Here is a 14,427-nt window from a genome sequence, read left to right as displayed (position 1 = left end):
GAGCGCGTCATGAACACGATCACGGACATTCTCGCGACCATGGATTACGGCAAGGCCCCCGAGGACAGCGCCATCGTGCGCGACTGGCTCAAGACGCACGAGGGCGGCTTCGGCCATTTCATCGACGGCGCCTTCACCGCGCCGGGCGAGACCTTCGAGGTCTTCTCGCCCGCTTCGAACGAGCTTCTGGCCCGCGTCACGCAAGGCACCGAAGCCGACGTCGACACCGCCGTGAAGGCCGCGCGCAAGGCGCAGCCCGCATGGGCGGCGCTGCCCGGCCATGAGCGGGCCAAGTATCTCTATGCCATCGCCCGCCACGTGCAGCAGCACGCGCGCTTTCTCGCCGTTCTCGAAAGCCTCGACAACGGCAAGCCGATCCGCGAAAGCCGCGACGCCGACGTGCCGCTGGTGGCGCGCCACTTCTACCACCATGCCGGCTGGGCCGAGCTGCTCGAGGACGAGCTGCCGGGCACCGCGCCGCATGGCGTCTGCGGCCAGATCATCCCGTGGAATTTCCCGCTCCTGATGATGGCATGGAAGATCGCGCCGGCGCTGGCGGCGGGCAACACGGTGGTGCTCAAGCCCGCCGAATACACCCCGCTCACCGCGCTGGCCTTTGCCGAGATCGCGGCCGAGGTGGGCCTGCCCAAGGGCGTGATCAACATCGTCACCGGCGACGGTCAGACGGGTGCGGCCATCGTCGCCCATAAAGGTCTGGATAAAATTGCCTTCACCGGCTCGACCGAGGTGGGCCGCCGCATCCGGCGCGAGACCGCCGGGACGGGCAAGTCGCTGACGCTGGAGCTGGGCGGCAAGTCGCCCTTCGTGGTCTTCGCCGATGCCGATCTCGATGCCGCCGTCGAAGGCGTGGTCGACGCGATCTGGTTCAACGCCGGCCAGGTCTGTTGCGCCGGGGCGCGGGTTCTGGTGGCCGAGAGCGTGGCCAGGCGCTTCGAGGAGCTTCTGGAACAACGGATGCGCCAGCTGCGCGTCGGCGATCCGCTCGACAAGAACACCGACATGGGCGCGATCGTGCATCCGGTGCAGTTGGAGCGCATCAAGGGTCTCGTCGACAAGGGCGTGGCCGAGGGCGCGGAGCTGGTGCAGGGCACGGCACCGGAGGGCTGCTTCTTCCCGCCGACGATCGCGATGAAGGTCGAACCCGCCTCGACGCTGGCGACCGAGGAGATCTTCGGACCGGTCGCGACCGTCACCACCTTCCGGACACCGGAGGACGCGGTGGCGCTGGCCAACAACACGAAATACGGCCTCGCCGCCTCGATCTGGTCGGAGAACGTGAACCTCTGCCTCGACATCGCGGCGCAGGTGAAGGCGGGCGTGGTCTGGATCAACTGCACCAACGTCTTCGACGCAGGTGCCGGCTTCGGCGGCTACCGCGAGAGCGGCTTTGGCCGCGAAGGCGGGCGCGAGGGCATGATGGCCTATCTCACCCATCCCAAGCCGAAAGCGAAGAAGCCCGAAGCCGCGCCTTCGGCCCCGGTGGGCCAGCCCGGTGAGGCGCTGCCCGGCGCGGGCGCGCGGATCGACCGCACCGCCAAGTTCTATGTCGGCGGCAAGCAGGCGCGGCCCGATTCGGGCTATTCCTATCCCGTGCAGGGCGGAAGCGGCCCCGTCGGCCTCGCGGGTCTTGGCAACCGCAAGGACATCCGCAACGCGGTCGAGGCGGCGCACAAGGCCAAGGGCTGGGGCAAGGCGACGGGCCACAACCGCGCGCAGGTGCTCTACTACGTGGCCGAGAACCTCTCGGCGCGCGCCGGTGAGTTCGCCGAGCGGCTGACCTCCTTCGGCGCCTCGAAAGGGTCAGCGCAGGCCGAGGTCGACACCGCGATACGCCGCACCTTCTGGTACGCGGCACAGGCCGACAAGTTCGACGGCGCAGTGCACCAGACCAAGAGCGCGCATGTGACGCTCGCCATGCACGAGCCCTTGGGCGTGATGGGCATCGCCTGCCCGACCGCGCAGCCGCTGCTGGGCTTCGTCAGCCTCGTTCTGCCCGCGATCGCCATGGGCAATGCGGTGGTGGCGCTGCCGTCGCAGACCCATCCGCTGGCGGCGACCGATCTCTACCAGGTGTTCGACACCTCGGACCTGCCGGGCGGCGTGGTCAACATCGTCGCGGGCGAGCGCGACGTGCTGGCCAAGACCCTCGCGGAGCACGACGACGTGGCGGGCATCTGGTATTTCGGAACCCGCGACGGCGGCCGGATGATCGAGGAGGCCTCGGCGGGCAACCTCAAGCAATCCTGGGTCGAGGATGGCGCGGCGCGCGACTGGCTGTCGAAGGACGGTCAGGGGCGCGGCTTCCTGCACCGGGCCACGCAGATCAAGAACATCTGGGTGCCCTACGGCGAGTGATCGTCCGAAGGCTCTTTCTTTTCAGACGAGTTTTTGCGCCCGGCCTCTGGCCGGGCGTTTTCGTGTCCGCCCATGCGGCCCAGAAGCTTGCCGCCCACGAGCTTCGCGCCCTGCCACAGCCCGCGCCCCGAGCGGCTGATCTGGTTGTCGCCCGAGCGCGCATGCCGCGCGGCGGCAAGACGCAAGCGGTTGCGCTGCACCAACAGCCCCTCGCTCACCGCGCCAGACAGCGCGCTGCGCACCGCGTCGAGGTTCCAGTCGGGCTCCAGCGCGCTCACCGGGCGCGGGCGCTGGCCGCCCATGTCCTCGGCGATGGCATCCATCGCGGCGCCGATCCGCTCGCGGATTTCCTTGGGCATCTGGTGCTCGGGATAGGGCCAGTCCGGGGCGAGGCGATCCACCGCCGTCGCCACGAGCAGCACCGGTGGGCGCCGCCGGTCGGGATGCTCGGCGAACCACGCCTCGAAGGCGTCGAACAGCGCCTTGTCCGCCGCGCGGCCGGGCCGGTTGGCGCGCAGCACCCACAGCACGATGTCGCTCTGGCTCATTTCCTCGACCAGCGCCGCCTGCCGCCGCGTCCCGCCATCGAGCCCGCGGGTGTCCAGAAGCAGGCAATCGGTGCCGTCGATCGCCGCTTCGTAGGCGATGGTGCCATCGGTGGTGGCGGCCATGTCGGTTTCGGTCCGGTCCTCGCCCAAAAGCGCGTTGATCAGCGTCGATTTGCCCGCGCTCACCTGACCGAGCACCAGCACCCGAAGCGGCGCATCGGGCTGCGCGAGACGGGCCTTGTCGGCGCGGGTCTCGTCGAGCTGAAATTGCAGAAGCTCCGCGTCGGAGAAGCGCAGCCGCCCCGAATAGAGCTCGACCGCGGCATGGGCCACCTCCTCGAGCAGCACCGCCTGCAGCACGCCCATCATCTGGGAGCCCAGATAGGAGGTGTTGCCCCCCGCCATCAGCCATTCCACCTCGCGCAGCACGCCCTTGGCGGGGTTGAGCGCGAAACGCAGCACCCGGTGCCCGGCAAAGGCCGCGTCCATCGCCAGCTGCGCCCGGCCCCGGTGCTTCCAGACCCAGTGGATCGTGTGCAGCGAGATCCGGTCGGAAAACGGCACGTGGCGGCGCAGGTGGTCACGGTAGCGCGAGGCGGCCCGCTCGGTCAGCAACAGCGCCTCGGGCAGCGTGAAATCGAGCGCCTTGCGGTCCTCCTGCCCCATGCCCTTGGCGATGTCGTCGATCACCGACAGCGCGAGATCGGGCAGCTCGCCCCACGCCACCGGCTCGGCGGTTTCGCGTTCGATCCGGGTCCGGGCGGCGCGGAACGTGGCGCGCTCGGTGTCGGACCAGACCGGGTCGGATTCGACCTTCATCTCGTCCATCAGCACCGACCGGCTGGCGCCGCCCCCCGGACGGCGGCGGGCGAACCAGCGCATGCCGTAAGCCAGCGCCGCGATGCCGACCGACACGCCGAGATAGGGCAACAGCCATTCATGCTCGGTCAGCCACAGGAACCCGAGCAGGAACGGCACGAGAAACGGCAGGGCCAGCGACACGGCGATCAGCAGCCGGTCCCAGCGCAACAGCGCGCCGCGCAGCCGGGCGAGCGGGCGCGGCGTCACCGGCGCGCCGCGCGTTTGAGCGCCTCGCGGTAGAGCGCGCGCAACTCCGCCTCGGGCACGGGCGCGCCCGCGGCCTGCCCCGCCAGCCAGCGATGCGCGGCCCGGCCCAGCGCGTAGGTCGCCGCAAAGCTCGCCGCCCCCGCCGCCGCGGCCCCCAGCGTCTGCCCGGCCACCGGCACCAGCTTGGCCGCCTGCCGCAGCGCGTAGCCCGCCCCGTAGCGCAGCGCCGCGCCAAGCCCGAGCGCGGCGGCGAACTCGGCCGCGCGGGCACGGCTCCAGTCGACATGGTGATGCCGCGCCAGCCGCCGCAGCATCGCCGCCTGCACCCCCGGCACGGCGGCCATGCCGACCACCGGCGCGAGATCGGCCGCCGCCGCAGCCCCGGCATAGCGCAGCACCTCGCGACGCACCGCGTCGAACCCGTCGCCGCCCTGCCCCTCGCGCCCAAGCAGCAGCGCCACCTCGGGCATGGTTTCGCCCAGAAGGTCGCACAGGTCGTCGAGCCCCTGCGTCTCACCCGCCCCCAGCGACATCTCCAGCCCCGGCAGCGGGCCGCCGGCCGCCGCCTCAATTCGCGCCTGCATCGCCGCGCGGGCCCGGAACCGCGCCTGCGGCTCGGGCAGCTCGGCCGCGGCGGTGTGCAGCACGATGATCCGGATGCCGGGCCTGCGCCGCCGTACCTCGCGCAGCGCCGCCACGAGATCGGATTGCGCCGGATCGTCGAGCCGCGCCATGGCGAGAATCGCATGGCTGCGGGCCTCGCACTGCGCGAGATCCTCGGCGGCGTCATAGCCTGCCTCGCCGAGCCCGCGCGTGTCGAGAAACCGCATCAATGGCCGGTCCTGCGGAAAATCGAAGATATCGGCGCTTCTGGTACAGGGCGCAAATCCCGATCCCAGCGCGATCGCATCAAGCCCGGTGAGCGCCCGCACGAGAGAGGATTTTCCAGCCCCGGTCTTGCCCAGAAGCCAGATCACCGGCAGCGATGGCATGGTTTGGTCGGCATCTGCAGCGTGGTCGGGCATGCGCGGAACGGGCCTTTGACAGCATCGGGAGACGGCACTCAAGCACGACCGCTCCTGCCGGACAACGCATCGCCGCGCCGCCCGGTTCGCGCAGATGATTTTTCCGCGGTTTTCGACTTGACGCCCCCGCGCGCCTGTCATACTCCCAGCCTCGCTTCAGGCGGAGTAGCTCAGTTGGTTAGAGCAGCGGAATCATAATCCGCGTGTCGGGGGTTCAAGTCCCTCCTCCGCTACCATTCCTTCCCGAATAAAGATTGGCACCACGGCGTTTCGCCAATGGCTCCCATCCTTTCTTGCAGACTTGGGACCGCACCAGGACTGCAGTCAGGGTATGTGGCCGTCTGCCTGCGATCCAATCGTGAAGCCGCATGCGACGCCAAGGCCGCAGTCGTCCAGCGACCCGCGTCTCCGGCAAGCGCGCGGGCGCTGATGGCGCGCGGCCGAAAACGGGCTCGACCCCATGCAGGACCAGACCGACCAGTTCGCGAAGGCTCATGCCGATCGCAAGTCAGAGGCCTGCCCCGGCCCTGCGCCCGGAACGGCCGGGCGCAGGCGCTCAGTGCGCGTCGCGCGCGCAGTAAAGCCCGTGCAGCGTTTCCAGAACGGCGGCGACCTCGCGGCCCGTGACACCATAATAGATCGTCTGCCCGTCGCGCCGGCCCTCGACGAGACCGGCCTCCTTCAGCCGCTTGAGCTGCTGCGACATGGTCGGCTGCGACAACCCGCAGGCCTGCGCCAGATCCCCCACCGAGCGCTCGCCGTCGAGCAGGCGGCACAGGATCTGCAGCCGCGCCTCGGAGGCCAGCATGCCCATCAGCGCCGCGGCGCCCGCGATGTCGCCGTCGAGAAAATCATCGGTGGTTTTCATATTCGACCCATTGAATATTCGTATATGCAAATATATTGAAGTCCTGAAACAAGACAAGCCCGGCGGCGCCCGCCGTCGTATCACGGAGTCGAGAGATGGACACCTCATTCACTCCATGGCTGTCGCTGTCAGGCGGCATGATGATCGGGGCCTCGGCGGTGCTGCTGATGGCCACCAATGGCCGCATCGCCGGCATCAGCGGCCTCACCTCGCGCGTCTTCGCGCGCGCCACCGATGGCGAGGCGCGCGGCGTCTCGGCGCTGTTCGTGCTGGGCCTGCTGCTGGCCGCGCCGATCTGGCTTTTGGTCTCGGGCGACTGGCCGCAGCAATGGGTGCCGTCGAGCCCGGCCCTGATGGCCGCCGCGGGGCTGCTGGTGGGCTTCGGCGCGACCTATGGCAATGGCTGCACCTCGGGCCACGGCGTCTGCGGTATCTCGCGCGGCTCGATGCGCTCGATCATCGCCACGGTGACCTTCATGGCGGCGGCCTTCGTCACCGTCCTCGTCACCCGCCACCTGATCGGGGGCTGAGATGAAACAGATCTTCGCGCTCATCTCCGGCCTCGTCTTCGGCCTCGGGCTGATCGTCTCGGGCATGTCCGACCCGGCCAAGGTTCTGAACTTCCTCGACGTGTTCGGAACGTGGGATCCGAGCCTCGCCTTCGTCATGGGCGGCGCCATCGCGGTGACGGCGCCCGGCTTTGCCTGGCTCACCCGCAGCCGGAGCCGCCCCTTCTTCGACAGCCAGTTCCGCATCCCGGGCCGCACCGACCTCGACCCCAAGCTCATGACCGGCGCCGCGATCTTCGGCCTGGGCTGGGGGCTCGGCGGCTTCTGCCCCGGCCCGGCGCTCACCGCGCTGCCGATCGCGGCGACCGGGACGCTGATCTTCGTGCCCTTCATGCTGGCCGGCATGTGGCTGGCCCGGCATACCCCCGACCTCTCCATGCCCCTCAGCAAAGGAGCCACCCAATGACCGACCCCCTCAAGAGCCGCGTCGTCCGCCATTCGCCCTCGACCGGCGAAGGCAGCCCCGACGTCTGGGGCATCTACGAGCCCGACACCGGATCGATCCAGTATATCTGCGCCGATCCCGCGACCCGTCAGGCGGCGCTGATCGACGTGGTGTGGAACTTCGACCCGAAAAACTACCGCTTCTCCACGGAGAGCATGGATCAGGTCCTCGACATCGTGCGCGACAACGACCTGAAGGTGCAGTGGGTGCTCGACACCCACCCCCATGCCGATCACGTCATGGCCTCGGCGCATCTCAAGGAGCGCACCGGCGCCCCGAATGCCATCGGCGCGCTGGTGCCCGAGATCGCCGGGATCTGGGCCGGTCTCTACAACCTGCCCGATGCCTTCGACCCGACCCGCGATTTCGACCATTTGTTCGAAGAGGGCGAGACCTTCCGCATCGGCGATCTGGAGGCGAAGGTGATGCTGTCGCCCGGCCACACGCTGGGGTCGATCACCTATGTCTGCGGCGACGCGGCCTTCGTGCATGACACGCTGATGCAGCCCGATGCCGGCACCTCGCGCTCGGATTTTCCGGGCGGCAGGACCGACGAGCTGTGGGACTCGATCCAGGCGATCCTCGCCCTGCCCGGCAACACGCGGCTCAATGTCGGCCACGACTACGGCACGAAAGAGCGCAAGGAGCCGATGTGGGAGGCCACGGTCGACGCGCACCGGGCGCACAACATCCACGTAAAGGATGGCACCGAGCGCGAAGCCTTCATCGAGCGCCGGCAGACCCGTGACAAGACGCTGGCACTGCCGAACCGCATCCTCGCCGCGTTGCAGATCAACCTGCGCGGCGGGCGGCTGCCCGCGGCCGAGGGTGACGGCAACCACTACCTGAAGCTGCCGGTGAACCGCTTCGACTGACGTCTCCGGGCGGCCCCTTTTCACGGGCCGCCCGTTCTCCCTGTCCCCTTGCAAGCCGGACTGCCAGACATGACCCTGCCCCCGCTGTCGCGTTACCTGCCGATCCTCGACTGGGGGCGGCGTTACGACCGGTCCAGCTTTACCGGCGACATGGTGGCGGCGGTGATCGTGACGATCATGCTGATCCCGCAATCGCTGGCCTACGCGCTGCTCGCGGGGATGCCGCCAGAGGCGGGGATCTACGCCTCGATCGCGCCGATCCTGCTCTACGCGATCTTCGGCACCTCGCGCGCGCTAGCCGTCGGCCCCGTCGCGGTCGTCTCGCTGATGACGGCGGCGGCGGTGGGCAACATCGCCGAGAGCGGCACGGCCGGCTATGTCGCCGCCGCGCTGACGCTGGCCTTCCTGTCGGGCGCGATGCTGCTGGCGCTGGGACTGTTCCGGCTCGGGTTTCTGGCAAACTTCCTGTCGCACCCGGTGATCGCGGGCTTCATCACCGCCAGCGGCATCCTGATCGCGGCGAGCCAGCTGCGCCATATCCTCGGCATTCAGGGCGAGGGTCACACGCTGCTCGAGATCGTGGGCAGCCTCCTCGCGCATCTGGACGAAATCAACCTCATCACCGTTGGTTTGGGCGTTTCGGCCACCGCCTTCCTGTTCTGGGTGCGCAAAGGCCTGAAGCCGTTCCTGCGCCTCCTTGGTCTCGGGCCGCGCATGGCCGACATCGGCGCCAAGACCGGCCCGGTGCTGGCGATCATCGCGACGACGCTTGCCGTCTGGGCCTTCGATCTCGGCGAACGCGGCGTCGCCATCGTCGGTGAGGTGCCGCAAAGCCTGCCACCGCTCACTTTGCCCTCCTTCTCGCCGTCCCTCGTCTCTCAACTTCTGGTCCCGGCGCTGCTGATCTCGATCATCGGCTTCGTCGAGAGCATCTCCGTCGCGCAGACCTTGGCGGCCAAGAAGCGTCAGCGCATCGACCCCGACCAGGAGCTGATCGGGCTGGGCGCGGCCAACATGGGCGCGGCCTTCTCGGGCGGCTTTCCGGTGACGGGGGGCTTCTCGCGCTCGGTGGTGAACTACGATGCCGGGGCCGAGACCCCCGCCGCCGGAGCTTTTACCGCTCTCGGCCTCGCACTGGCGGCGCTGTTTTTGACGCCGCTGATCCACTACCTGCCGAAGGCGACGCTGGCCGCGACCATCATCGTCGCCGTCCTCAGCCTCGTCGACTTTTCGATCCTGAAACGCGCGTGGCGCTTCAGCCGCGCCGACTTCGCCGCCGTTTCGGCGACGATCGGGCTGACGCTTCTCTTCGGCGTCGAGGTCGGCGTGACGGCGGGCGTCGTCACCTCGATCCTCGTGCATCTCTACAAGACCTCGCGCCCGCACATGGCGGTGGTCGGTCGGGTGCCGGGCACCGAGCATTTCCGCAACGTGCTGCGCCACGAGGTCGAGACCCAGCCGCATGTGCTGTCGCTGCGCGTCGACGAGAGCCTTTACTTCCCGAACGCCCGCTACCTCGAAGATCAGCTCTCGGCCTATGCCGCCGACAAGCCGGAACTGACCGACGTGGTGCTGATGTTTCCGGCGGTGAACGAGATCGACCTCTCGGCGCTGGAATCGCTCGAGGCGATCAACACCCGGCTGCACGACGCGGGCATCCGCCTGCATCTGAGCGAGGTGAAGGGGCCGGTGATGGACCGGCTGAAACGCAGCCATTTCCTCGACGAACTGACCGGCGAGGTGTTCCTCAGCCAGCACGAAGCGGCCTGCAGGCTGGCCAAGGCCGGGCGCGATGGCCCGCGAACCGTTCGCCGCAGCGCCCGCGCGTCCAGCAGCGTCCAGTAGAGCGCGAACTCGTCAGGCATGACAGGGACCCGCCCGGACGGGATATCGTCCGCGGTGGCCACTTCGCGAAATGGAATGGCAGCCGCTACATCTCCGGGGAACTGGCCGATTGGCTCGCCGATGATGGCGTGGATCACGTCCGCGGCGCTCCCCGCCGGTCCCTCGGTCACAACGAGTGCTTGCGGGTTTGAGATTGGTAGTTGGGCAGGTCGTTTCGGGCAAGCGCCTCGGGCGCGGCGCCCTTTGAAACCAAAAAGACCACCGGGAAACATCCCGGTGGTCAATAAGCGCTTTCATGATGGTCAAAACTTCAGGTGGAATGGACTGGAATTGCTTTCAGCCTCATCACCCGTTGCCAGTACGGCATAAGAGTGCGAATCGAATAGGTAATTCCGCTCCGCGCTCTAAATTTACCGAAAAATAACAACGGCATACGCCAAGCGCCTCTTGGGCTGACATCATAATTTTACGAACTGGAAGCAATAGCTTGTGAGGTTCTGAGCGTAGCAATGCCCTCACGCTCCGTGCTGCATACGTGTAAGCACGGGCCCGAACAACGAGCCGATCTCAGGCAAGGCGGCCGGGGTCAATCCAGAAATTTTGAGGAATTGCAATAATTGCAGACGCGCTATGATTGTTCGGTCACAGCGCACGCGCATGATCCTTCCATCCGGAAGATCGCGCTCTTCGATCCATTGGCCATATCCCCGTAAGGGATGCGGCAATTTTTATTTCGACAATCTATTTCAGGAGAATACATGTCAAAACCATGACGCAAAAATTTTGATTCCGCGCCTCAATTACACCCGAACGGTATTCGCTGTCCTTTCAACTATACCCTTGCTTTCATGAGAAGCTCGACGGGCCAAGCAATTTAATTCACAGAACTCTATGCTACTCCTAGCAGTACTTTACTCATAACGAATTTACTCTCGTAGTTCGGAACGTTGAAGGGTGTGTAGTCTGCTTGCATTCCGCTGCGATCCGCAAAAGCGGTACTGAAATGCTTTATTTCCATGCAATCCCCGCCCTCCGCTCGGGCCCGCAGGCAAGTGTCGATCAGCAATTCGATGACCAGTCCCCACCGATCGGCGCAGGCGAAAGCCAGGCGGCGAAGAAACTCTTTGGTCGCGAGATCCTCGAAGTCCAAACCGGCTGCGTCGCAATAGGTGAAGCAAATCCGGTTCAGCTCGCCCATGTCGCTAGGAAGCTGGATGTTCTGGAAGTGAATCGGCCTCAACAGGCGAGCGAGCTGTTCTTCCTGCCGCACATGTCCAGCCAGCTCATCGACACCGCTGAGGATCAACATGAGCGGCCAGTCGGTGCTCTTCATCAGAGACTTGAAGCTATCGAGCAGCGCCCGGGTGGTCTGGTCCGGCTTGGGTGGAAAGATATGTTGGCATTCATCGAAATGGATGGCGACCACCCCCTGCTCTTTTGCCTGGAAGGTGACACGCGACCAGATCTCGCTCTGCGTCATCCTACGCTGCCGAACGGGATAACCGAGCGCCTCCGCCGTCCTGAAGCCCAGATCCTTCCAAGTCATTTTTCCATCAAGGATGCAGGATACGGCGGACGCCACCTTGCCAGACGGCAGCTCCTCTTTTGCTTCGTTGAATTCGGAAAGCATCAACCGGATTTCACTGGTCTTGCCGACGCGCGACGCCCCGGTCACCAAGAGGCCGCGAGCCTCGAAATGCCGGCCGGTCGCCGCACGGCCCCAATACTCCGTAGCGATGCTCCCGAATGCGCTTTGCAGTCGATCCGCACGCTCAAAGGCATAGCGCCATTTGTAGAGATCCGTGGCCGTATCCAGCGCTTTCCTATTGATAAAGTTCATTTCAGCAATCCCTTAGTGTCCGGCCGCCCGAGCCGGCTGGCTGGGGCGAGTGCGGTCTGGGTATCATCCTCGAGGGGTTCTTCGAGCTCGAGCGCTGCCTGAAGCCCCCGTCCGATCGGCAGCGCACCAACAGGATCGTCGGCCATGAGCCCTCCCGGTTCGACGACGTCGAGCAGCTTGGTGGAAGGGGCAAGATGAATGCCACTTGTGACCCGTTGGGCCCGTTCTTCGAGCTCTTCGAAGGTCGAAAAGGAGCTGCCCTTGGTGGGTTTGGGTTCGAAGGTTGCATTGATTTTTTCGATGGCCCGAAGTGCTTCGACGAACTGGTACTCAGACACCTCTGCGTCATGCGGAGCTTGGCGACGACGCTCCTCCATGGCCTCGACGAATTCGGCGAGGGTCAGGCTTGCCACGTAGGTTGCCGTCAGCTCGGCCTCGATGACCCCGACATAGCCCTCGATCTGAACGGTCACGGCCTGAATACGGTCAGGGTCGATACAGACAGTCCATTTCCCCGGATACAGGTCCCGCAGGCGCTGGAACTCGCGGCTCTGGTAGGGAAGGCCGCACGCCTTGATACCCTCATCGGTCGGAGTGGCATTGACCTCTCCACCGAGATGAATGCGCCGGCTTTGCATCGAAGGGGGCCTGACCATTCCGGCCTCTTTCAAAACGCGCTGCATGGCCTGGTACGGCGTGCGCCCGTCCATTCCGAAACCGTGGTGCGCCGTGTGCGAATAGACATCGACCAAGTAGCGGGTCAGGATCTGGTAAAGGGCATCTAGCGGGAGCTTCGCGTTCTCAACCGCATCGTAGCCCGGCAGGGCGCCTGCGGCATTTCCAGTATAGCCCGTCAGCCCAGAGATCAACTCAGACTCGATCGTGCCGAACAGCCGCTCAATGAACGGCCGGTCGGAACTGTGATAGCTGCGCGTATCGACCGAAATAATGCCGAGACCCGCCATCGCCTCCTTTACCTCTCGGTTACGCAGACCCGTCCCGTTGTCATTGCGGACCTTGCCGATACCGACGGCAGGCGCAGGATTCTGGTCGCAACCATGCTTCACCTTCTCCCTCTCCTTCGAGCGGGTGGCCATGCGCAGAAGCTCCAGCGTCGCGTCAGCCGAGGGCTGCTCGGCCAAGGTCCAAGCTAGAGGCATCCTCGTTGCAACGTCGATCATCAAGAGGAGATGCACTCGCTTAGTGACCACTTCCTCAGCGCCTTTGGGTGCCGCCCCGTGGCTGGAATGCCCCTCTTCCGGCTGCTGGGCCCTCTTGATGGGAATGAGAATGGAAAGCTTGCACTCATCGATCTCGACGAGTTCCCCAAACATCAGCGCCCGGAGGTCAGTCGAACCGGGTCCACGCTTGTTGTAGGCAGCCCGCTCACCCTCGCGCGCAATCTGCTGCCCGATCGAAGAGACGTGCTTGTCGATATGAGCTCGCAAGGAAGCCTGCGAGGGCAATGCCAGCTCTGCTTCACCCCTCCCCCTCCGAGACACATTCTCAGCTTTAAGGAGGAGCTTGAGCTTCTGGTAGGCCTTTGCCATCGGGGGCTTGCGCTTATCTAGCCAGGCCTTGCTTGCCTCGGTCATGAGTGGCCGAAGCTCGGGAGCCAGGCGACTAGTACGATTGCCCTTCCACCTGTGCTTACCCTGAAGAGCGAGCGGATCGAAATGCTCCGCCTCGAAGAGCCGGTAGTACTTCAACAGCGTCCGACCCTTGGGAAGTGGGAAGACGCGTGTCATGCTCCCCCCGCGAAGTGCGGAGATCGCGATCTTCCCCTCGAAGTGCATTGCGGCAAGCTTGCATATATCCTGCCGCACCTGTGGCTTGTTGAGGATACCTTCCGACAGCCTCAGGCCTTGCCCGACGAGCTCATGGATCGCGTAGCAAAGGGCCGCGCGGAAACGCACATTCTTGCGCTCCTCGCCGGACAGCTGGTTGAGATAGCGGAAGCTGTCATCCTCGATCCCGGCCACCACAACCTCGCCGTGCTCGTTCTCGAGCACGCAGGCGCCGTCCCTCAACAGTTCGTCGAGCTGCTTGCCCGGGAGGAACGTGCGCGTGCGGTCCGCCGAACTGACGAGGACGGAGCCACGTCCAGATCGGCTGTCGATGAGGTACCGCTGCTTCTCCAAGACGACCGAAGCATTCTCCGGAAGAAGGTACGTTGCCTCCTGCTTCATTCCGGCCACCAGATGCGAGAGTAGTAGGAGATCACGTGATCGAGGTTCGTGTGCAGCTGCCTGCGGCCAATCAGGCGAAGGATCGACTGGAAGGCCACGCACGGCTCGAGGTCGACCGCGGCGATCAGGTCACGTAGGAGCCAAAGCGTGCGAAGGCGAGCAGCTGTCTCCAAGACGATCTCATCGACTTCGGGCTCAGCCTGGTCGAATGCGATCTTCATCCGGTGCAGGTTGTCGCGCCGGGGCCGAGAGTAACTGTCGGCGTCCACGACCAGCACCCGGTGCCCTTCGCTTTCCGGCGTCGCGGCGACGAGAGCCCTGAGCTTCGCTTGCTCCTTCGGCCGCTGAAGGCTGGTCCGGTTGCGGACAAAGACAAGCCGCCGCTCCCCGCAGACCATTGTCAGGCGGAGATCGTAAGTATGGTCGTGCTTGGTCCCATCGAACAGGAACGACACCCTGCAAGGCTGGAACTCCAGATCGTAAAGCCGCGGATCCATCAGCGCCTCTTGCGCGACGGCGAGCTCGGCCGCGCTCTCGCACTTGCCGATCCTCGGCTTGTTGTCGTTGGCCGGCACGCAGTAGGTCAGCGTCACCCGGTGGCTCGAGCTGCTGGTCGACAGCGGGCTCCGGACACCCCCGAAGGGCAGAACGCCCTCCACGGGATCCAGGGTGATAACCGTCTGTCTTTTATACTTGGGCGGCGAATACGCCCACTCATCGTGTTCGAGGATCATGACTTCTTCCGCTCCCGGAAACCCATGGCTCCGGACGATCAAAGG

Annotated in this window: 11 protein-coding genes and 1 tRNA gene; 6 read left to right on the top strand and 6 right to left on the bottom strand. The window is 65.7% G+C overall.

The features are described 5' to 3' along the window. Window positions 1-9: 9 nt before the first annotated feature. Window positions 10-2,376, top strand: coding sequence for an aldehyde dehydrogenase family protein (locus tag LOKHON_RS11715; protein WP_017929631.1), 2,367 nt, complete (start codon window positions 10-12; stop codon window positions 2,374-2,376). Here LOKHON_RS11715 and LOKHON_RS16595 read toward each other — a convergent pair. Further along, complete coding sequence (locus LOKHON_RS16595; protein WP_017929630.1) at window positions 2,364-3,992, bottom strand: GTPase family protein; 1,629 nt, start codon at window positions 3,990-3,992, stop codon at window positions 2,364-2,366. The two genes, LOKHON_RS11715 and LOKHON_RS16595, sit on opposite strands and share 13 nt — an antisense overlap. Next, window positions 3,989-4,984, bottom strand: a complete 996-nt coding sequence (locus tag LOKHON_RS16590; RefSeq protein WP_162561798.1) for a GTPase — start codon at window positions 4,982-4,984, stop codon at window positions 3,989-3,991. Before LOKHON_RS16590 ends, LOKHON_RS16595 begins: the two co-directional genes overlap by 4 nt. 192 nt (window positions 4,985-5,176) lie before the next feature. On the opposite strand from LOKHON_RS16590, the gene LOKHON_RS11700 reads away from it, so the two are divergent. Continuing rightward, a tRNA-Met gene (locus tag LOKHON_RS11700) sits at window positions 5,177-5,253 on the top strand. Between the two features lie 320 nt (window positions 5,254-5,573). Here the strand turns inward: LOKHON_RS11700 and LOKHON_RS11695 are convergent. Beyond that, window positions 5,574-5,885 carry an ArsR/SmtB family transcription factor gene (locus tag LOKHON_RS11695; protein WP_017929628.1) on the bottom strand — a complete coding sequence of 104 codons (312 nt, stop codon included), beginning with the start codon at window positions 5,883-5,885 and terminating at the stop codon, window positions 5,574-5,576. A 95-nt stretch (window positions 5,886-5,980) separates the two neighbouring features. Here LOKHON_RS11695 and LOKHON_RS11690 point away from each other — a divergent pair, with 95 nt between their 5' ends. The 4 genes from LOKHON_RS11690 (at window position 5,981) to LOKHON_RS11675 (ending at window position 9,619) form a co-directional block, all read left to right on the top strand. Continuing rightward, window positions 5,981-6,415, top strand: coding sequence for a YeeE/YedE family protein (locus tag LOKHON_RS11690; protein WP_017929627.1), 435 nt, complete (start codon window positions 5,981-5,983; stop codon window positions 6,413-6,415). Between the two features lies 1 nt (window position 6,416). Further along, complete coding sequence (locus LOKHON_RS11685) at window positions 6,417-6,860, top strand: DUF6691 family protein (protein ID WP_017929626.1); 444 nt, start codon at window positions 6,417-6,419, stop codon at window positions 6,858-6,860. Beyond that, on the top strand, window positions 6,857-7,774 hold the full coding sequence (locus LOKHON_RS11680) for an MBL fold metallo-hydrolase (RefSeq protein ID WP_036082613.1): 918 nt from the start codon (window positions 6,857-6,859) through the stop codon (window positions 7,772-7,774). The genes LOKHON_RS11685 and LOKHON_RS11680 overlap by 4 nt, the downstream gene beginning before the upstream one ends. Before the next feature lie 69 nt (window positions 7,775-7,843). Then, window positions 7,844-9,619 (top strand): SulP family inorganic anion transporter, encoded by a 1,776-nt coding sequence (locus tag LOKHON_RS11675; protein ID WP_051585598.1) that lies wholly within the window; start codon window positions 7,844-7,846, stop codon window positions 9,617-9,619. 889 nt (window positions 9,620-10,508) lie between these two features. On the opposite strand, the gene LOKHON_RS11670 is transcribed toward LOKHON_RS11675, so the two are convergent. Genes LOKHON_RS11670 through LOKHON_RS11660 form a run of 3 tightly spaced genes read right to left on the bottom strand, consistent with a single transcriptional unit; the run spans window position 10,509 to window position 14,382 of the window. Further along, window positions 10,509-11,459, bottom strand: coding sequence for an AAA family ATPase (locus tag LOKHON_RS11670; RefSeq protein ID WP_017929328.1), 951 nt, complete (start codon window positions 11,457-11,459; stop codon window positions 10,509-10,511). Beyond that, entirely contained in the window at window positions 11,456-13,648 is a 2,193-nt protein-coding gene (locus LOKHON_RS11665; protein WP_017929327.1) for a DDE-type integrase/transposase/recombinase, read from the bottom strand. Before LOKHON_RS11665 ends, LOKHON_RS11670 begins: the two co-directional genes overlap by 4 nt. Beyond that, a complete protein-coding gene (locus LOKHON_RS11660; RefSeq protein ID WP_017929326.1) occupies window positions 13,645-14,382 on the bottom strand; it encodes a glycosyltransferase family protein in 738 nt (245 codons plus the stop codon). Before LOKHON_RS11660 ends, LOKHON_RS11665 begins: the two co-directional genes overlap by 4 nt. Window positions 14,383-14,427: the final 45 nt, after the last annotated feature.

The organism is Limimaricola hongkongensis DSM 17492, assembly GCF_000600975.2.
Classification (GTDB): Bacteria; Pseudomonadota; Alphaproteobacteria; order Rhodobacterales; family Rhodobacteraceae; genus Limimaricola; species Limimaricola hongkongensis.
The sequence above is the reverse complement of the archived record's forward strand: the minus strand, read 5'-3'. Positions and strand labels throughout refer to the sequence as shown.